At 71.5% G+C, this 19,229-nt stretch carries 19 protein-coding genes; 4 read left to right on the plus strand and 15 right to left on the minus strand.

Features of this window, described 5'->3' with window-relative positions; all coding sequences use genetic code 11:
* Nucleotide 1: 1 nt before the first annotated feature.
* The 10 genes from der to ATL40_RS06320 all read right to left on the minus strand — a co-directional run bounded on the left by der (nucleotide 2) and on the right by ATL40_RS06320 (nucleotide 9,237).
* Entirely contained in the window at nucleotides 2-1,555 is a 1,554-nt protein-coding gene (gene der, locus ATL40_RS06275) for a ribosome biogenesis GTPase Der (protein ID WP_098468789.1), read from the minus strand.
* Nucleotides 1,556-1,585: 30 nt separating this feature from the next.
* Entirely contained in the window at nucleotides 1,586-2,296 is a 711-nt protein-coding gene (locus ATL40_RS06280; protein WP_098468790.1) for a lysophospholipid acyltransferase family protein, read from the minus strand.
* Nucleotides 2,289-2,999, minus strand: coding sequence for a (d)CMP kinase (gene cmk / locus ATL40_RS06285; protein WP_098468791.1), 711 nt, complete (start codon nucleotides 2,997-2,999; stop codon nucleotides 2,289-2,291). The genes ATL40_RS06280 and cmk overlap by 8 nt, the downstream gene beginning before the upstream one ends.
* Entirely contained in the window at nucleotides 2,996-4,156 is a 1,161-nt protein-coding gene (locus ATL40_RS06290) for a prephenate dehydrogenase (RefSeq protein WP_098468792.1), read from the minus strand. The genes cmk and ATL40_RS06290 overlap by 4 nt, the downstream gene beginning before the upstream one ends.
* A complete protein-coding gene (locus ATL40_RS06295) occupies nucleotides 4,153-4,893 on the minus strand; it encodes a pseudouridine synthase (protein WP_098468793.1) in 741 nt (246 codons plus the stop codon). Before ATL40_RS06295 ends, ATL40_RS06290 begins: the two co-directional genes overlap by 4 nt.
* Complete coding sequence (gene scpB / locus ATL40_RS06300) at nucleotides 4,890-5,513, minus strand: SMC-Scp complex subunit ScpB (protein ID WP_245866825.1); 624 nt, start codon at nucleotides 5,511-5,513, stop codon at nucleotides 4,890-4,892. The genes ATL40_RS06295 and scpB overlap by 4 nt, the downstream gene beginning before the upstream one ends.
* Nucleotides 5,506-6,354 carry a segregation and condensation protein A gene (locus tag ATL40_RS06305; RefSeq protein ID WP_245866829.1) on the minus strand — a complete coding sequence of 283 codons (849 nt, stop codon included), beginning with the start codon at nucleotides 6,352-6,354 and terminating at the stop codon, nucleotides 5,506-5,508. Before ATL40_RS06305 ends, scpB begins: the two co-directional genes overlap by 8 nt.
* Nucleotides 6,323-7,183 (minus strand): ParA family protein, encoded by an 861-nt coding sequence (locus ATL40_RS06310; RefSeq protein WP_245867207.1) that lies wholly within the window; start codon nucleotides 7,181-7,183, stop codon nucleotides 6,323-6,325. Before ATL40_RS06310 ends, ATL40_RS06305 begins: the two co-directional genes overlap by 32 nt.
* Before the next feature lie 99 nt (nucleotides 7,184-7,282).
* Nucleotides 7,283-8,215 (minus strand): site-specific tyrosine recombinase XerD, encoded by a 933-nt coding sequence (gene xerD / locus ATL40_RS06315; RefSeq protein WP_098470332.1) that lies wholly within the window; start codon nucleotides 8,213-8,215, stop codon nucleotides 7,283-7,285.
* Entirely contained in the window at nucleotides 8,212-9,237 is a 1,026-nt protein-coding gene (locus ATL40_RS06320; protein WP_098468796.1) for a heme o synthase, read from the minus strand. Before ATL40_RS06320 ends, xerD begins: the two co-directional genes overlap by 4 nt.
* A gap of 189 nt (nucleotides 9,238-9,426) precedes the next feature.
* Here ATL40_RS06320 and tkt point away from each other — a divergent pair, with 189 nt between their 5' ends.
* The 4 genes from tkt to ATL40_RS06340 are packed head-to-tail and all read left to right on the plus strand — an operon-like array spanning nucleotide 9,427 to nucleotide 15,227.
* A complete protein-coding gene (gene tkt, locus ATL40_RS06325; protein WP_211283072.1) occupies nucleotides 9,427-11,589 on the plus strand; it encodes a transketolase in 2,163 nt (720 codons plus the stop codon).
* Nucleotides 11,590-11,641: 52 nt separating this feature from the next.
* Nucleotides 11,642-12,766 (plus strand): transaldolase, encoded by a 1,125-nt coding sequence (tal, locus tag ATL40_RS06330; RefSeq protein WP_098468798.1) that lies wholly within the window; start codon nucleotides 11,642-11,644, stop codon nucleotides 12,764-12,766.
* The gene (zwf, locus tag ATL40_RS06335) at nucleotides 12,763-14,286 is read left to right on the plus strand and encodes a glucose-6-phosphate dehydrogenase (RefSeq protein ID WP_098468799.1); all 1,524 of its coding nucleotides are present in this window, start codon (nucleotides 12,763-12,765) and stop codon (nucleotides 14,284-14,286) included. Before tal ends, zwf begins: the two co-directional genes overlap by 4 nt.
* Entirely contained in the window at nucleotides 14,283-15,227 is a 945-nt protein-coding gene (locus tag ATL40_RS06340; RefSeq protein WP_098468800.1) for a glucose-6-phosphate dehydrogenase assembly protein OpcA, read from the plus strand. The genes zwf and ATL40_RS06340 overlap by 4 nt, the downstream gene beginning before the upstream one ends.
* 75 nt (nucleotides 15,228-15,302) lie before the next feature.
* Here ATL40_RS06340 and ATL40_RS06345 read toward each other — a convergent pair whose 3' ends face one another.
* The 5 genes from ATL40_RS06345 to gap all read right to left on the minus strand — a co-directional run bounded on the left by ATL40_RS06345 (nucleotide 15,303) and on the right by gap (nucleotide 19,143).
* Nucleotides 15,303-15,653, minus strand: coding sequence for an RNA polymerase-binding protein RbpA (locus tag ATL40_RS06345; protein ID WP_098468801.1), 351 nt, complete (start codon nucleotides 15,651-15,653; stop codon nucleotides 15,303-15,305).
* Between the two features lie 10 nt (nucleotides 15,654-15,663).
* Nucleotides 15,664-15,909 (minus strand): preprotein translocase subunit SecG, encoded by a 246-nt coding sequence (gene secG, locus ATL40_RS06350; RefSeq protein ID WP_098468802.1) that lies wholly within the window; start codon nucleotides 15,907-15,909, stop codon nucleotides 15,664-15,666.
* Between the two features lie 117 nt (nucleotides 15,910-16,026).
* On the minus strand, nucleotides 16,027-16,809 hold the full coding sequence (gene tpiA, locus ATL40_RS06355; protein WP_098468803.1) for a triose-phosphate isomerase: 783 nt from the start codon (nucleotides 16,807-16,809) through the stop codon (nucleotides 16,027-16,029).
* A gap of 3 nt (nucleotides 16,810-16,812) precedes the next feature.
* Nucleotides 16,813-18,021, minus strand: a complete 1,209-nt coding sequence (locus ATL40_RS06360; RefSeq protein ID WP_098468804.1) for a phosphoglycerate kinase — start codon at nucleotides 18,019-18,021, stop codon at nucleotides 16,813-16,815.
* Nucleotides 18,022-18,135: 114 nt separating this feature from the next.
* A complete protein-coding gene (gene gap / locus ATL40_RS06365) occupies nucleotides 18,136-19,143 on the minus strand; it encodes a type I glyceraldehyde-3-phosphate dehydrogenase (protein ID WP_098468805.1) in 1,008 nt (335 codons plus the stop codon).
* Nucleotides 19,144-19,229 lie beyond the last annotated feature (86 nt).

A 19,229-nucleotide genomic window follows, 5' to 3' on the forward strand; every position in this document is an offset into this window, starting at 1 on the left:
CTCAGCGGCGGTTCTTGCGCTTCTCCCGCACCCGCATGCTGATCTCGATCGGCGTGCCGACGAACCCGAACTCCTCGCGCAACCGGCGCTCGATGAACCGGCGGTAGCCGTGCTCGAGGAACCCGGTGGCGAACAGCACGAATCGGGGCGGCCGGGTGTCGGCCTGGGTCCCGAACAGGATCCGCGGCTGCTTGCCGCCTCGCACCGGGTGCGGGTGCGCGGCGGCAAGCTCGCCGAGGAAGGAGTTCAACCGGCCCGTGGGGATGCGGGTCTCCCACCCCTCCAGCGCGGCGTCCAGGTGCTTGGCGAGCCGGTCCACGTGCCAGCGGGTGCGCGCGGAGATGTTCACCCGCGGCGCCCAGGTGATCTGGACGAGTTCGCGTTCGATCTCCCGCTCCAGGAACGGGCGGCGGTCCTCGTCCACGAGGTCCCATTTGTTGTAGGCGATCACCAGCGCGCGGCCGGCGTCCACCGCCATCTGCACCACCCGGATGTCCTGCTCGGTCATCGGGGTGCTGGCGTCGATGAGCACCACCGCCACCTCGGCCTTCTCGATCGCGGCCTGGGTGCGCAATGAGGCGTAGAAGTCCGCGCCCTGGGTCTGATTGACCCGGCGCCGGATCCCGGCGGTGTCGACGAACACCCACGGCTGCCCGCCCACGTCCACCAGTTCGTCCACGGGGTCGCGGGTGGTGCCGGCCACGTCGTCGACCACCACGCGCTGCTGACCCAGGATCGAGTTCAGCAGCGAGGACTTCCCGACGTTCGGACGGCCCACCAGCGCCACCCGGCGCGGTCCGCCGGCCGGCAGTTGGCCGCCGACCGCGGTCACGTCGGGCAGCAGCAGCATCGCGGCGTCCAGCAGGTCACCACTGCCCCGCCCGTGCAGGGCGGAGACCGGGTAGGGCTGCCCCAGGCCGAGGCCCCACAGGGTGGCGGCGTCCGCCTCGTCCCGATGGGAGTCGACCTTGTTGGCCACGAGCAGCGCGGGCTTGCCCGAACGGCGCAGCACCCGCACCACGTGCTCGTCGGTGCTGGTGGGACCCACGGTGGCATCCACGACGAACATCACCGCATCCGCCAGCGAGATCGCGATCTCCGCCTGCTGCGCCACCCTGCCGTCCAGGCCGCGGGCGTCGTGCTCCCAGCCCCCGGTGTCCACGAGGATGAAGGGGCGGCCGGCCCATTCGGCGCGGTAGCGCACCCGGTCCCGGGTGACACCCGGGGTGTCCTGCACCACGGCCTCGCGGCGCCCGAGGATGCGGTTGACGAGCGTGGACTTACCCACGTTCGGCCGGCCGACGACGGCGAGCACCGGGAGCGAGGAGTCGGGCACCTCATCGGGGTCCAGTTCGCGCACCCCGGACAGGACGGCCTGGTCCTCCTCGCCGAGCTCGTAGGCCTCGAGGCCCGCGCGCATGACCTCGCTCGCCCTCAGGTCCTCCTCGGACTCGGTCAGGCGGTCGGCGAGGCTCACGCCGTCGAGCGTGGACTCGTGTTCGTCCGGGTGCTCGTCGGTGATCGGGGCGCCGTCGGGGTGTTCTGACTCACTCACCCCGCCATTGTCCCAGGTCCTCGGGGCGCCTCACACCGCGGGCGGTGGCGCCTCGGCAGCATCCGCCGGCAGCCGCATCCCGGTGCGGGCCTGGGCATCGGCCAGCAACTCCACCATGGCGGCCCGCAGCGTGGCCATCGTCTGGGCCACCGACCGGCGCGAGGAATCCGGCGGGGCGGGGATCGCGGGCCCGAACTCCACGTGCAGGCGGGAGCGGGGCCGGGGCACGTGGCCGCGGGGCGTGCCGTCCGGCCGGGTACCCAGCACCGCGCACGGCACGATCGGGCTCCCGGTGTGGGCGGCGAGCCACGCGATGCCCGCGCGGGCGGAGGCGACGTCGCCGCGGCCGCGGGTGCCCTCCGGGAAGACCCCCACCACGCGGTCCTCCTCCAGGAGCGCCTGCGCGGTCACGAGCGCCGGGTGCCCCTGGCTGCGGTCCACCGGGATCTGCCCCGAGAGCTCCATGAGGAACCCGAGCCGGGAGGTGAAGAACTCCTCCTTCACGAGGAAGTGCGAACCCCGGGGCAGGGCGCCGTGGACCACGGGTCCGTCCACGATGCCGGTGTGATTGGGGGCGATCAGCACCCGTCCGCTCGCCGGGATGTGCTCCGCACCCACCACACGGGTGTTCCACCAGACGTGGTCCAGGAACGCCCCGACGTGACGCGACCAGCGCGGTCCCCACCGCCGGATGTCGCCCGGGGTGACGTCGCGGCCGTAGTGCCGCTGTGCCCTACTCACGGCGCAGCCGCTCGAGGCCCGCGGTGACCAGCGCCGTGGCGGCCTCGAGGGTCTCGGCAAGGCTCAGGGTGGAGGAGTCCAGCGGGGTGACGCCCTCGGCCGGCGTGAGGAACTGCGAGACCGTGGAGTCCCGCTGGTCCCGGGTGACCACCAGGGCGCGCGTGGCCTCCAGCGCCTCGGCGTCGTCGCGGCCTAGGGTCTCCAACGCCCGGCGGCGCAGCCGGGCCTCCTCCCCCGCCACCAGCAGGATGCGCACGTCGGCATCCGGCGCCACCACCGTGGTGATGTCCCGCCCCTCGGCGAGGATGCCGTGACCGCCGCTGTACCCCCCGGTGCGCTCGGCCTCGATGATGGCGCGCTGACGCCGCTTCAGCTCGGCGCGCACCCCGAGGTTGGTGGCGACCTCGGTGACCGCCGTCGTGATCCGGTCGGTGCGGATCTCGGTGGTGATGTCGTGCTCACGCACCCACACCCGGGCATCGTCGGGGTCCAGGCCCATCGTGATGTCGAGGTCGCGGGCGTGACGTTCGGTGGCGGCGTGGTCGCTCAGGTCCACGCCGTCGGCCAGGCATCCCCACGCCACGGCGCGGAACATCGCGCCGGTGTCCAGGCAGGCCAGGTGGAAGGTGGTCGCGAGGTGCCGCCCGACCGTGGACTTCCCCGACCCGGAGGGACCGTCGAGCGCGACGACGACGCCGCTCATGCGACCACCACACGCCAGCCGCGGGCGGTGAGGCCCTCCTCGAGCGCCGTGGCGGCGTCGGGCATCACCGACAGCATCGCCAGGCCGACCCGCTGACGCGGGGCGTGTTCCATCTCGAAGTCCTCGATGTTCACGTCCAACTCTCCAACCTGGGCGAACAGCCGCCCGAGTGCTCCCGGTTCGTCCGGCACCAACACGGTGACCTCGGCGTAGGTACGCCGCACGCCGCCGTGCTTGCCGGGGATGCGCGCGACGCCGTCATTGCCTCGCCGCACCACCGCACTGGCCGCGGCCATCGCGCCCGGGGTGAGGGGACCCTCGGCGGCCGCGCGCTCCAGCGCCGCCACCAGGGTATCGATCTCCTCGCGCACCCGGGCCAGCCTGGCCGCGACCGCACCGGCGTTGCCGACCAGGATCGCCGACCACAGCCGCGGATCACTGGCAGCGATCCTGGTGACGTCCCGCAGGCCCTGCCCGGCCAGGCCGAGCGCCTCGGTGGGGGTGTCGGTCAGCAACGAGGCCGTCAGGGAGGCCACCACCTGAGGCACGTGCGAGACGACCGCCACGGCTTCGTCGTGCTCGCCGGCGGCCATCCGCACCGGGATCCCTCCGACGTCGACCGCGAGAGTGCGCACGGCGAGCTCGGCCGCGCTCGAGGAGTCCTCGTGCGGGGCGATCACCCACGGCCGGGAGGCGAACAGGTCCGGATCCGCCGCCGCGGCGCCGGAGCGCTCGCGGCCTGCCATCGGGTGGGAGCCCACGTAGCGGGCGAGGTCGCTCCCGATCAGGTCGCCCCGCTCGCGTTGCGCGCGCAATTCGGCGAGCACCACGGCCTTCACGCTGGCCACGTCCGTGACCACGGCGCCCGGATGCGCCCGCAGCGCCTCGGCGACGGCATCGCTGGTCACATCCGGCGGGACCGCCACCACCACGAGGGCGGGTTCGGGCATCGCATCGGCGGTGGCGACGAGGTCGCCGGCCCCGAGGTCACGTGCGAGCGCGGAGGCCGCCGGCGAGGCGTCCGCGAGCTGCACGGGAACGCCGTGTCGCGCCAACGCCAGGCCCAGGCTCGCCCCGAGCAGTCCCGTGCCGATGACGCGAACCGGTCCCGCGGTGGCGATGGCGGCACCGTCGCGCAGTCCCGCTCCCGGGTTCACAGGCCCACCTGCGCCATCAGCGTGCCGAGCTCTGTGCCGGCGACCACGCGCGTCTCCCCCTCGCGCAACGAGCCGAGTCGCACCGCGCCGACCTGGGTGCGCGTCAGTTGCGTGACGGGGTGCCCCACGGCCTCCAGCATCCGCCGCACGATGCGGTTGCGCCCGGAGTGCAGCGAGAGCTGCACCACGGAGGCGTTCGCCCGGGCCTCGAGCACCTTGAAGGTGTCCGCCCGGACCGCTCCGTCCTCCAGGTCGATCCCCGCCAGGAGCGCGCGACGCGCACCCGCGCCCACGCTGCCTCGCACCGTGGCGACGTAGGTCTTCGGGACCTCGTAGGAGGGGTGCGCGAGACGATGGGCGAGCTCGCCGTCGTTGGTCAGCAGCAGCAGTCCGGTGGTCTCGGCGTCCAACCGGCCCACGTGCACCAGGCGGGTGCCGGCGGACTCGACCCACGGTGCGAGGGTGGGGCGGCCGCGGTCGTCCGACATCGCCGAGAGCACCCCCGCGGGCTTGTTCAGCGCGAGCGTCAGGCTCGAGGCGTCCAACTGGACCCGCAGTCCGTCCACGTGCAGCGTGTCCACCGCGGGGTCCATCCGGCTGCCCAGCTGGTCGGTCACCTCGCCGTTCACCGAGACCCGCCCGTCCACGATCAGGTTCTCGCAGGCGCGGCGGGACCCGAATCCCGCGCCGGCCAGTACCTTCTGCAGGCGGATCCGTCCGCTCGTCTCCTCGCTCACCGTAGGTCGCTCCCGTCCAGTTCGTCGATCTCGGGCAGGTAGGGCGCCAGCGGCGGGAGATCCCCGAGATCCGACAGCCCCATCCGCTCCAGGAAGTAGGTGGTGGTGCGGTACAACACGGCGCCGCCCTCGCCGTCGCGTCCCGCCTCCTCGATCAGTCCACGCCCCAGGAGTGTGCGCACCACGCCGTCCACGTTCACCCCACGCACGGCCGCGATCCTCCCCCGCGTGACGGGCTGCCGGTAGGCGATGACCGCGAGCGTCTCCAGGGACGCCTGCGTCAGCCGCGCCGTCTGTCCCTCCAGCACGAGGTGGCGCACGAACGCGGAGTAGGCGGGGGCGGAGTAGAGCCGCCAGGCGCCGTCGACCTCCCGCAGTTCGAAGCCGCGGGGCCGGGAGCCGTCCTCACCGCGGTACTGCGCGGCCAGCGAGAGCGCCAGGGTGTGCGCCTCGGCGTGGCTGGTGCCGAGCACCGCCGCGATCCGGGCGGTGCTGATGGGCTCGTCCACGACCGCGAGGATCGCCTCGAGCACGGCGGCCTCACCGCCCGGCAACTCAGCGGGGTCGGGAAGATCGGCCGCGTCAGGGGTGGCCTGGTGTACCGGCTGCCGTTCAGTCACCAGGTGAGGTTATCGGCTCGTCGAACTCCGAGGAGACCACCACCTCGGCCGCTCCCCCGGTCCAGGTCACGGTCAGGGTGCCGAGGCTCTCGGCCTGCTCGAAATCGACCGCCGCCCGGCGGTAGAGGTCCAGCAGCGCCAGGAACCTCGCGACGACGACGCCCGCACCGTCCGCATCCGCCGTCAGTTCCGCGAAGGTCGCCGCCCGCACACGGCGCAGCCGCGCGGTCAGCACGGCGGCCTGTTCGGCGACGCTCACCGCGGTGTGCAGGTGGCTGATCCCCACCACGGGTTCCGGCCGTGGCGTCAACGCGCGTGCCGCCAGCCTGGCCAGGTCCTGGGGGCCGATGGCCAGGACCAACTCCGGCAACAGCGCCGCGAACTCCTCCTCCAGGGCCACCGCACGGGGGAAGGAGTGCGCGGCACGCTCCCACCGGTCCCCGAGGTCGGCCGCCACCTGCTTGTACGCGCGGTACTGCAGCAGCCGCGCGAACAGCAGGTCGCGAGCCTCCAGGAGTTCCATGTCCTCGGGGTCCTCGGTGTCGGCTCCGGGCAGCAGCCGGGCAGCCTTGAGGTCGAGCAGGGTGGCGCCGATCACGAGGAACTCACTCGCGGTGTCCAGTTCCCAGGTGCCCTGTGCCGCGAGATGGGCGATGAAGTCGTCGGTGACGACCGCCAGCGCCACCTCGGTGACGTCCATCTTGTGCTTCGCGATCAGCGAGAGCAGCAGGTCGAACGGTCCGGAGAAGTTCTCGAGGTTGACCTCGAAGCCGCCGGAACCTTGCGCGGTGCGGTCCGGGCTGCGGTCCTCAGGCGACGTCGCCGCGGGAGACGAGTTCACGGGCGAGCGTGCGGTAGGCGAGCGCGCCCGGGTGCGAGGGCGCGTAGGTGGTGATCGGTTCGGTGGCCACCGAGGCATCGGGGAACTTGATGGTGCGCCCGATCACGGTGGTGAACACGTCCTCCCCGAATGCCTCCCGCACACGCGCGAGCACTTCGCGGGCGTGCAGGGTGCGCCCGTCGAACATGGTGGCCAGGATGCCGTCCGTACGCAGGCGCGGGTTGAGGCGATCGCGCACCTTCTCGATGGTCTCCAGCAGCAGCGCGACCCCGCGCAGCGCGAAGAACTCCGTCTCCAGCGGCACGATCACGCCGTGGGCGGCGGTGAGCGCGTTCACGGTCAGCAGGCCGAGCGAGGGCTGGCAGTCCACGAGGATGACGTCGTACTCCTCCGACACGCCACGAAGCACCCGGGCCAGCGCCTGCTCCCGGGCGACCTCGTTGACGAGCTGTACCTCGGCGGCGGACAGATCGATGTTCGCCGGCACCAGGTTCAGGCCCGGTACCGAGGTCTCGTGGACGATGTCGTGCACATCGAATCGTGGCGCCATCAACGCCGTGTAGATCGTGGCCTCGAGCTCGTTGGCGTTGATCCCCAGACCCGCCGACGCGGCACCCTGCGGGTCGAAGTCGACCAGCAACACACGCCGGCCGTACTCCGCCAACGCGGCGCCCAGGTTGATGGTGGTCGTGGTCTTCCCCACGCCGCCCTTCTGGTTGCACATCGCAATGATGCGCGCGGGCCCGTGCGAGGCAAGTGGCGCAGGCTCGGGGAAATCGGCGGGCGTCGTCCCCGCGGTCGCCGTGTCGACGTCAAGTGTCGGCTGCACATCACTCACCGGCTCACCGTATCGCGCCGGGCGCCCCTGGCGGGCGAGACGTGCCGAGTCGTGCCGGAACGCACGGGAGCAGCCCCCTGCCTCGTCCCCTCAGCCCTGTGCGCGGGGATGGGAGGTGGCGTAGACCTCGCGCAGGGTCTGCACCGTGACGTGGGTGTAGATCTGGGTGGTGGTGACCGAGGCGTGCCCGAGGAGCTCCTGGACCACCCGCACGTCCGCGCCCCCGGCCAGCAGGTGCGTGGCGAAGGAGTGCCGCAGGGTGTGCGGGGAGACGTGCGCGTCCAGACCGGCACGCTGCGCTGATGCCTGCAGCACGGCCCACGCGGACTGCCGGGACAGCGGCGCGCCGCGCTGACCGAGGAACAGGACCGCTCCCCCACGGCCACGGGCAGCAAGGCTGGGCCGCGCCCGCACGAGGTAGGCCCCGACGGCACGCGTGGCGTGGGAGCCGACCGGCACCACGCGGACCCGTCGGCCCTTACCGAAGAGCCGGACCACCGGCTCGGGCGCGTCGAGGTCGAGATCGTCCACCGCCAGGGTGACCGCCTCGGAGATCCGCGCCCCGGTGGAATAGAGCAGTTCCAGGAGCGCGCGATCGCGTAGTCCCGCGGGACCCTCGCTGGCGGACGCCGCCTCCAGGAGACGCTCGACCTCCTCCACACTGATCGCCTTCGGCAACCGCTTGGTCCCAGCCGGCGGGCGCACCCCGGCGGCCGGGTCGTCCTCACGGTGTCCCTCCTGCACGGCGAACCGGTGCAGACCGCGCACGGCGACCACGGCGCGGGAGGTGGAGGCTGCTGAGAGCGGCCGGCCACCGTCGGAACCGAGCCGCAGGACCTCGACGTACTGCTCCACGCCACCGGTATCCACCGCGGTGATGTCGCTGTGGCCGGCAGCCGTGAGGTAGGACAGGTACCGCGTGAGGTCGCGGCGGTAGGCGGCGGAGGTGTGGGCACTCACCCCGCGCTCCACCGACAGGTGCGCCAGGTAGTCCTCCAGGAGCCGGGTGAGGCCCCGCGTCACCACGGCAGGAACGGGTCCACGGCGACCGCGGCGAACACCAGCGTCAAGTAGGTGATCGAGGCGTGGAAGACCGCCATGGCCGGTGCACGCCCGGCGGTGCGCTCGGTCTCCGGGCGGGAGGCCAGCCGCATCAGACGAACGCACATCACCAGGAACCACGCACCGGCAGCCGCCGCGACCACCGTGTACACCCAGGACATCCCGGCGACCGGGGTCAGCAGCAGGCTGCAGGCGACCATCGCGACCGCGTACCCGAGCATCTCGGCAGCCACCCTACGTTGCGATGCCACCACCGGCAGCATCGGCACGCCGGCCGCCTCGTAGTCGGCACGGAACCTCATGGACAGGGGCCAGTAGTGCGGGGGTGTCCACAGGAAGATGATCCCGAACAGCACCAGGGCGGGCCAGGCCAGCGAGCCGGTGACCGCCGACCACCCGATCACGACTGGCATGCAGCCTGCAGCTCCGCCCCACACGATGTTCTGGGATGTGCGCCGCTTCAGGATCATGGTGTAGCCCACGACGTAGAGCAGGATCGCGGCCAGCGTGAGTGCCGCGGCCACCACGTTGACCAGGAGGGCGAACCAGGCGATCGAGACCACACCCAGGGTGAGGCCGAAGATCGTCCCGGCACGGGGCGAGATCTCCCCCGTGACCAGCGGGCGGCGCTTGGTGCGGCCCATCTTCGCGTCGATGTCACGATCGAAGACGCAGTTGAGCGCGTTCGCCGAGCCGGCGGCCACGGCGCCACCGACGAGGGTCGCCACCACCAGCCACAGCCCTGGCCAGCCGTCCGCGGCGAGGATCATGGTGGGGACCGTCGTCACGAGCAGGAGCTCGATCACGCGGGGCTTGGTCAGCGAAACGTACGCCGCGAGCCGGCCACGCCACGTGGGCCGATGACCGACCGTCCCGGGCGTGTGCGTGACCCTCCCGGGGGCGCCGGAAGTCACCCGTGCGGGCCGGGAGTCCGTGTGCGCCACGTGGCAGTCCTTCCGTCTGGGTCCGCGGTCCACCCCCATCCTATGGGTGCCGGGCCGATGCGTGAGACGGGCCGCCCCTGCCCGTGCTGGACAGGGCCCTCGCCGGGTAGGGTCGATGGTGCACCGCCGGGAGGTCCCGCAGCGCGGGGCCACCGTCGGCTGACGCGCGCACGACCGACCAGCGTGACGTCAGAGTACGCCCGCACCCGCCCAGAGCAAGGAGCACCAGTGAACGTCGCCTCTCCGAACGCCACCACCGTCGGGTGGAACGACCTCGACCTCGCCGCCGTCGCCACCGCCAAGGCACTGGCCGCGGACGCGGTGGAGAAGGTGGGCAACGGTCACCCGGGAACCGCGATCAGCCTGGCCCCCGCCGCGTACCTGCTTTTCCAGAACGTGATGCGACACGACCCCGCCGACCCCCACTGGTTGGGTCGCGACCGGTTCGTGCTCTCCGCCGGGCACTCCAGCCTCACCCAGTACATCCAGCTCTACCTCGGCGGCTGGGGCCTGGAGCTGGAGGACCTCGAGTCACTGCGCACCTGGGGTTCCAAGACCCCGGGCCACCCTGAGTACAAGCACACCGACGGCATCGAGATCACGACGGGACCGCTGGGCACCGGGCTGGCATCCGCCGTCGGCATGGCCATGGCGGCGCGCCGTGAGCGCGGTCTGCTGGACCCGCAGGCGCCGGCCGGCGAGAGCCCGTTCGACCACATGGTCTACGTGATCGCCGGCGACGGCTGCCTACAGGAGGGCATCTCCTCCGAGGCCAGCTCCCTCGCCGGCACCCAGGACCTCGGCAACCTCGTGGTCATCTGGGACGACAACCACATCACCATCGAGGGTCACACCTCGATCGCGTTCACCGAGGACGTGCTCGCTCGCTACGAGGCCTACGGCTGGCACACCCAGTCGGTGGACTGGACCCACGGCGGCACGGAGTACCGCGAGGACGTGGACGCGCTCGCCGCGGCGCTCGCCGCGGCGAAGTCGGAGACGGGCAAGCCTTCGATCATCCGGCTGCGCACCATCATGGCGTGGCCCAGCCCCACCAAGCAGGACACCCACGGCGCCCACGGCTCCAAGCTCGGCGCCGAGGAGGTCGCGGGGCTGAAGTCCGCGCTCGGCCTGGACCCGCAGGCCTCCTTCGCCGTCGCCGAGGAGGTGCTCGCACACACCCGAGCGCTCGGCGAGCGGGGTGGGGCCGCACGCGCCGAGTGGGACATCCGGTACCAGGCATGGCGGGAGGCGAACCCCGAGCGCGCCGCACTCCTGGACCGTCTCGTCGCACGCGAGCTGCCCGCCGATCTGGCGCAGGCGCTGCCCACGTTCGAGGCCGGGACCTCACTCGCCACACGTGCCGCCTCCGGGAAGGTGCTGGCGGCCCTCGCCGACCCGCTGCCCGAGCTCTGGGGGGGCAGCGCCGACCTCGCCGGCTCCAACAACACGACGATGGCGGGGGAGCCCTCCTTCCTCCCGGTCGAACGCTCCTCTGCGGAGTTCGCGGGTGACCCCTACGGCCGCACGCTGCACTTCGGCATCCGCGAGCACGCGATGGGCGCGATCCTCAACGGCATCGCCCTGCACGGTCTGACCCGCCCCTACGGTGGCACGTTCCTGACCTTCTCCGACTTCATGCGGGGCGCCGTGCGGCTGTCCGCCATCATGGGCGTGGACGTCACCTACGTGTGGACCCACGACTCCATCGGAGTCGGTGAGGACGGCCCGACGCACCAGCCGATCGAGCACCTGGCCGCGCTGCGCGCGATGCCGGGCCTCGCCGTCGTGCGACCCGCCGACGCCACCGAGACCGCTGCCGCCTGGCTGGCCACGCTCGTCAAGGGCGGCCCCACCGGCCTGATCCTGTCGCGCCAGAACCTCCCGGTGTTCCCGCGTGGTGAGCAGGGCTTCGCCGAGGAGGCGGTCGCTCGCGGCGCCTACGTGCTGCAGGAGGCCTCGACCGGTACGCCCGAGGTCATCCTCGTGGGTACCGGCTCCGAGGTGCAGCTGGCCGTGGCCGCACGGGAGACGCTCGAGGCCGAGGGAGTGCCCACCCGGGTGGTTTCCGCTCCGTGCCTGGAGTGGTTCGCCGCGCAGGAGGAGGACTACCGCTCCGCGGTGCTGCCCGGTGACGTGCGCGCCCGGGTGGCCGTGGAGGCCGGCGTGCCGCTGTCCTGGCACGGCATCGTCGGGGACGCCGGACGCATCGTCGGCATCGACCACTACGGCGCCTCCGCAGACGCCGCGACCCTCTTCCGCGAGTTCGGTATCACGGCGCAGGCCGTCGTCGCTGCGGCGCGCGAGTCGCTCGCGGCAGCCGCCGGGAACCCGGACCCGACCCCGGTCGGCGCCACCGCCGGCGGTTCCGGGACCGGCGACCAGTCCTGACCCCGCCCCCACTCGACATCACACCCTGACTCACCGACGACAGGAGACTCTCATGGCAACCGACCCCCTCGCCCGCATCGTGGAATCCGGTGTGTCGCCGTGGCTCGACGACCTCTCGCGCGCTCGACTCGCCTCCGGCAACCTGACGGAACTCATCCGCACCCGCCACGTGGTGGGGGTGACCACCAACCCGACCATCTTCGACAAGGCGATCGCCGACGGGGAGGCCTACGCCGAGCAGGTGGCAGCGCTCGCCGCAGCCGGGGCCGGCGTGGAGGAGGCGGTCCGGGCGATGACCACGGACGACGTGCGCGCCGCTGCCGACGTCTTCGCCGCCGAGCTGCCGCAGGCCCGGCCGGGAGACGCCCGCGTCTCGATCGAGGTGGACCCGCGCCTGGCCCACGACACCGAGGGCACGATCGCCCAGGCCCGCGAGCTGTGGAGCCTCGTGGACCGCTCGAACGTGTACATCAAGATCCCGGCCACACCCGAGGGCCTGCTCGCGATCACCGAGGTGATCTCCGAGGGGATCTCGGTCAACGCCACGCTGATCTTCGACGTCGACACCTACCGCGCCGTTGCCCTCGCCTACCTCGACGGGCTGGAGCGCGCGAAGGCCGCCGGAGTGGACCTGTCGGCCATCGCCTCGGTGGCGTCGGTGTTCCTCTCCCGGATCGACGCGAAGATCGACCCCGTGCTGGAGGGCATCGGCACCCCGGAGGCGCTCGAACTGCGCGGGACGGCCGCGATCGCCGGTGCCCGCGCCACGTACGGCGCCTACCTGGAGATCATCGGCTCGCCGCGCTGGCAGTCGCTCGCCCAGGCCGGTGCGCAGGTGCAGCGACCGCTGTGGGCCTCCACCGGCACGAAGAACGCCGACTACCCCGACACGATGTACGTGGATCAGCTCGTGGTGGCCGATGTCGTCAACACCATGCCGGAGAAGACCCTGCAGGCCTCCTTCGACCACGCCCGTGTCCCCGCGGGCGAGGACGCCTTCGACACGGTGACCGACACTGTCTCCGACGCGGTGGCCACCCTGGAGGCCGTGGTGCGGGTCGGGGTGCCGTACGAGGAGATCATCGCCACCCTGACCCGCGAGGGCGTGGAGTCCTTCATCGCGAGCTGGGAGAACCTCCTGGCCACGGTGACCGCCGCCCTCCAGGACGCCGCGTGAGCCCGAACCCCCTGCGCAATGACGAGGACCGCCGGCTCCCCCGCATCGCGGGGCCGGCGGGTCTCGTCATCTTCGGCGTGACCGGGGACCTGGCGCGCAAGAAGCTGCTGCCCGCGGTCTACGACCTCGCCAATCGCGGCCTGCTACCGCCCGGATTCGGGTTGACCGGGTTCGCGCGGCGCGACTGGAACGCCGATCACTTCGCCCAGGTCACCAAGGAGGCAGTGCAGCAGCACGCCCGCACCCCGTTCCGGGAGCGGGTGTGGCGCCAGCTGGAGCAGGGCATCCGGTTCGTCCCGGGCGAGTTCGACGACGACGACGCCTTCGACCGGCTCGCGGCGACCGTGCGCGAGCTCGACGCGGAGCGCGGCACCGCGGGCAACCACGCCTTCTACCTGTCCGTGCCGCCGAGCGCCTTCCCGCTGGTGTGCCGGCAGCTCGCGCGCTCGGGCCTGTCCGAGAGCGAGGGCGACGCGTGGCGTCGCGTGGTCATCGAGAAGCCCTTCGGCCACGACCTGGCCTCCGCGCTGGAGTTGCAGTCCGTGGTCGAGTCGGTCTTCCCGGGCGACTCGGTGTTCCGCATCGACCACTACCTCGGCAAGGAGACGGTGCAGAACCTGCTGGCGCTGCGGTTCGCGAACCAGATGTTCGAGCCGATCTGGAACGCGAACTACGTGGACCACGTGCAGATCACGATGGCCGAGGACATCGGCATCGGCTCCCGCGCCGGGTACTACGACGGCGTGGGCAGTGCGCGCGACGTGATCCAGAACCACCTCCTGCAACTGTTGGCGCTGACCGCCATGGAGGAACCCGTCTCCTTCGACCCCAAGGCGCTGCGGGCGGAGAAGGAGAAGGTCCTCTCGGCCATCACGCTGCCCGAGGACATCGCGGCCCACACCGCGCGCGGCCAGTACGCCTCGGGCTGGCAGGGCGGGGAGAAGGTCAAGGGCTTCCACGAGGAGAACGGCATCCCGGCCGATTCGATCACCGACACCTTCGCCGCGATCCGGCTCGACGTGAACACCCGACGGTGGGCGGGCGTGCCGTTCTACCTGCGCACCGGCAAGCGCCTGGGGCGCCGGGTCACCGAGATCGCCATCGTGTTCAAGCGGGCCCCGCACCTGCCGTTCCCGCTGCCGGACACGGTCGAGCTCGGGGAGAACGCGCTGGTGATCCGGGTCCAGCCGGACGAGGGTGTGACGCTGCGCTTCGGCGCCAAGGTCCCGGGCACCGTGATGGAGGTGCGGGACGTGACCATGGACTTCGGGTACGGGCACGCCTTCACGGAGAACTCCCCGGAGGCGTACGAACGGCTCATCCTGGACGTGCTGCTGGGCGATCCGCCGCTGTTCCCGCACAGCAAGGAGGTGGAGCTCTCCTGGCGGGTGCTCGACCCGATCCTGCAGCACTGGGAGAGTTCGAGTGTGCTGCCCGATGCCTACCGCCCCGGCACCTGGGGTCCGCCCAGTGCCGACGAGATGATGGCCCGCGACGGCCGAGCCTGGAGGCGACCGTGAAGATCACCCTGCAGGAGACGACCTCCTCCGCCATCGCCGACCAGCTCGTGCACCTGCGGGACGAGGGCGGTGCGGTGGCGCTCGGACGCGTGTTCACCCTCCTGGTGGCCGCGGAGGCCGACGCGGTGGAGGACGCGATCGAGGCCGCCAATGCAGCCAGCCGCGAGCACCCGTGCCGGGTGATCGTGATCGCCTCCGAGGGCCCTCGGTCCGATCCCGAGCGCACCGAGGACGGGCTGGACGCGGAGATCCGGGTGGGGCGCGACGCCGGAGCCTCCGAGATCATCGTGCTGCGACCCCGTGGGGGCGCCGCAGAGCAGTTGGACACCCTGGTGATGCCGCTGCTGCTCCCGGACGCGCCGATCGTGGCGTGGTGGCCGACGACGGCGCCCGCAGTTCCCTCCAGTGATCAACTCGGGCGCATGGCCCAGCGGCGCATCACGGATGTGCTCGGGTGTGAGGACCCGCTCGGTCATCTGCGCGAACTGGCCGAGAACCACGCCGCCGGCGACACCGACCTGGCCTGGGCACGTGCCACCCTGTGGCGGGGGCTGCTCGCCGCGGCGCTGGACGACGTCGACGTCGAGGACCTCACCTCGATCACCGTGACCGGGCGCGCCGACCACCCCTCGGTGGTGCTCCTGGCCGCCTGGCTGTACGGGGCGCTGGGTGTCCCGGTGACGATCGCCGACGCGCCACAGGCCCCGGCGCTGGTCGGGGTGACGTTGAGCGGCGGCGCGGGCGACCTCGTCCTGGACCGACCGGTGGACACCACGATCCTGCGTATCACCGAACCCAGCGGGATCCATCACCGGGTGTCCCTGCCGCTGCGGACCCGGTCGGACTCGCTGATCGAGGACCTGCGACGGCTCGACCCCGACACCGTGTACGAGGACGTCCTCACCCGAGGCCTGCCCGCATTCCTGGACTCGCAGGACTGAGTAGCCGTGACGCGAACGGCCGGTGGAGCGATGCTCCACCGGCCGTTCGTCGTCGGGTCGTCTGACCAGGTCGCTCTAGGCGCCGCCGCGGCGCTCCCGCAGCGCGGCGATGGCCTCGTCCAGCAGCTCGGCGCCCTCTGCCTCGCTGCGACGCTCCTTCACGTAGGCGAGGTGTGTCTTGTAGGGCTCATTGCGCGGGGCCTGCGGGGGGTTGGCCTTGTCCTGCCCGGCCGGGAGCCCGCATCGCGGACAGTCCCACGTCTCGGGCGCCTCGTCCCCGGCCTCGGCGGCGAAACTGGGCCGGGTCTCGTGACCGGCGGCGCACCAGTAGGAGATCCATAGTCTCGGTGCGGCCTCACCCCGTTCGGCCTCACCCATCGGCCCCGCTCCGACGCGGGATCCACGTATCGCGCTTCCACCAGCCATGTCTGTCCCCTCAGAACGAGTAGCGCTGGATCAGTCCCAGCAGAATCACGCAGGTGCCCCACAGCACCGCCGTGCCGATCGTGATGCGGTTCAGGTTCCGCTCCGCGACCCCCGATGAACTGAAACCGCTGGAGAGACCACCACCGAACATGTCCGACATTCCCCCGCCACGTCCCTTGTGCATGAGGATCGTCAGGACCAGGATCACACTGGTGAGGACCAGGATCACCTGGAGTCCGATTCGGAGCGCGTCCACGCCACTTTGCCCTTCGTCGAGTCGCGCTCAGCCGCGCTGAGCGATGCCGGCCGTCCGGCCCGTCAAGGATAGGCGATCGGGCGGGGTGCCACACCCCGCCCGATCACCGTGTCGTTGTCACAGGGAGCGGAACCCCGCGATCGCGGCGAACTGCTCCACGACCAGGCTCGCGCCGCCCACGAGGGCGCCGTCCACATCCGGCTTGGCCATGATGGCCGCCACGTTGTCGGCCTTCACGCTGCCGCCGTAGAGGATCCGCATGCCTGCGGCCACATCGGGGTCGACGGTCTCGGCGACACGCGCACGGATCGCCTCGGCCATCTCCTGCGCATCCTCGGGCGTCGCCACCTCACCGGTGCCGATCGCCCAGACGGGCTCGTAGGCGACCACGACGTCGGCGACCTGCTCGGCGCTCAGCCCCTCCAGCGCGCCGTCGATCTGGCTCAGCGTGAGCGAGACGTGCTCGCCCGCCTGGCGGACCTCGAGCTTCTCCCCCACGCACAGGATGGGTGTGATGCCCGCGGCGATTGCTGCGGCCACCTTGGCTCCCACGATCGTGTCCGACTCGCCGTGGTAGTCACGCCGCTCGGAGTGACCGACGATCGCGAAGTCGACCCCGAGCGCCGTGAGCTGCTCGGCGGAGACCTCACCGGTGTAGGCGCCCTTGGCGTGGGAGGAGATGTCCTGCGAGGAGAGCTTGATGCCGAGTTCGTCGGCGTCGATGAGCGTCTGCACGCTGCGCAGGCTCGTGAAGGACGGCGCCACGGCGACCTCGACGGCCTCGTAGTCGTGCTCGGCGTCCTTCAGGGACCAGGCGAGCTTCTGGACGAGCTGGATGCCCTGGTGGTGGTCCAGGTTCAGCTTCCAGTTGCCCACCATCAAGGGGGTGCGGTCGGTCATCTCTCAGTCCTCCAGTACGGCGAGTCCGGGCAGGGTCTTGCCCTCGAGCAGCTCCAGGGAGGCGCCGCCCCCGGTGGAGATGTGGCTGAACCCGGCTTCGTCGAAGCCGAGCGTGCGGACGGCGGCCGCGGAGTCGCCACCACCGACGATGGAGAACGAACCGGCGGCGGTCGCATCGATCATGGCCTGCGCCACCGCCCGCGTCCCCGCGGCGAAGGCTGCCATCTCGAACACACCCATCGGGCCGTTCCACACGATGGTGCGGGCCTCCTTGATCGCCTCGGCGAAGGCCTCGGCGGAGGCCGGACCGATGTCCAGGCCGATGGCCTCGGCCGGGATCGCATCCGCGGCGACGACCTCGTGAGCGGCGTCGGCTGCAAACGCCTCGGCCGCCACGATGTCCGTGGGCAGCACGATGCGCACACCCTTGGCCTCGGCGCGAGCCAGGTAGCCCTTGACGGTCTCGATCTGGTCCGCCTCGAGCAAGGACTTGCCCACCTCGTAGCCCTTGGCCGCGAGGAACGTGAAGACCATGCCACCACCGATGAGCAGCGTGTCGGCCTTCTCGATGAGGTTGTCGATCACGCCGAGCTTGTCGGAGACCTTCGAACCACCGAGCACGACCGCGTAGGGCCGCTCCGGGTCGGAGATCGCCTTGCCGAGCGCGTCCACCTCGGTCTGCACGAGCAGACCCGCCGCGTGCGGCAGTGCGAGCGCGACGTCGTAGACACTGGCCTGCTTGCGGTGCACCACACCGAAGCCGTCCGAGACGAAGGCATCCACGCCGTCGCCGAGGGCCACGAGCTCGGCGGCCAGTGCGGCGCGCTCGTCGGCGTCCTTGGAGGTCTCGCGCGCATCGAAACGCACATTCTCCAGCAGGGCGACCTCGCCCTCGCCGAGACCGGCCACGGCGGCGTCAGCCGAGTCGCCGACGAGGTCGCCCGCGAGCGTCACGTCCTTGCCGAGGAGTTCACCCAGGCGGGCGGCCACCGGGGCCAGGGAGTACTTCGCGTCCGGGGTGCCCTTCGGGCGGCCCAGGTGCGCGGTCACGACGACCTTTGCGCCGGCGTCCAGCAGCGCGGTCAGCGTGGGCAGTGCGGCGCGGATGCGGCCGTCGTCAGTGATGGTGGTGCCGTCCAGCGGCACATTGAAGTCGGAGCGTACGAGCACGGTCTTGCCGCGCAGGTCGCCGAGGTCAGCGAGCGTCTTCACAGCGTCTCTCCAGTTCGCCCGAGGGCGGAAGGTCGAAGGAATGGGGTGGGACGGACGATGCCCGCGACCGCACCCGGAGGGGTACGAGCGCGGGCATCGTGGTCGAGCGAGAGGTCAGAGCTTGCCGCCGACGAACTCCGTCAGCTTCACCAGGCTCGAGGAGTAGCCCCACTCGTTGTCGTACCAGGAGACGACCTTGACGAGGTTGCCGTTGGAGACCTTCGTCAGCCCGGCGTCGAAGATGCTCTGGTGCGGGTTGGTGACGATGTCCGAGGAGACGATCGGGTCCTCGGTGTACTCCAGGGTCCCGGCCATGGCGCCCTCCGCGGCGGCCTTGACCGCGGCGTTGACCTCCTCGACGGTGACGTCGCGGCCGGCCTCGAAGGTGAGGTCGGTGGCGGAACCGGTGATGGTCGGGACGCGCAGCGCGAACCCGTCCAGCTTGCCCTTGAGCTCGGGGAGCACCAGGGCCACGGCCTTGGCGGCACCGGTGGTGGTCGGCACGATGTTCTGCGCGGCAGCGCGGGCGCGGCGCAGGTCCTTGTGCGGGCCGTCCTGGATGTTCTGGTCACCCGTGTAGGCGTGGATGGTCGTCATCAGACCCTTCTCGATGCCGATGGCGTCGTTGAGGGCCTTGGCCATCGGGGCGAGGCAGTTCGTGGTGCAGGACGCGTTGGAGATCACGTGCTGCGTGGCCGGGTCGTAGTCGGTGTGGTTCACGCCGACCACGAACGTGGCGTCCTCGTTCTTCGCCGGAGCGGAGATGATGACCTTCTTGGCGCCGGCGTCGATGTGCGCCTTGGCCTTGGTAGCGTCCGTGAAGAAGCCCGTGGACTCGATCACGATGTCGGCGCCCAGCTCACCCCAAGGGAGGTTGGCGGGGTCGCGCTCGGCCAGAGCGCGGATGGCCTTGCCGTCCACGACGATGTTCTCGTCGTCGAACTCGACCGACTGGGGCAGGACACCCAGGACGGTGTCGTACTTCAGCAGGTGAGCGAGGGTCTTGTTGTCCGTGAGGTCGTTGACTCCGACGACCTCGATGTCAGCTCCCGAGGAGAGAATCGCCCGGTAGAAGTTGCGGCCGATGCGGCCGAAGCCGTTGATCCCGACGCGGATGGTCACGATGAGTCCTCCATGCGTGTGTCACACGCTCTCGTCCGGTGGCGTGCCCGGTCAGGACACGCGGAGGGGGTCGTCCCCGTTTCTCC

Origin of the sequence: Serinibacter salmoneus (assembly GCF_002563925.1) — a bacterium.
Classification (GTDB): Bacteria; Actinomycetota; Actinomycetes; order Actinomycetales; family Beutenbergiaceae; genus Serinibacter; species Serinibacter salmoneus.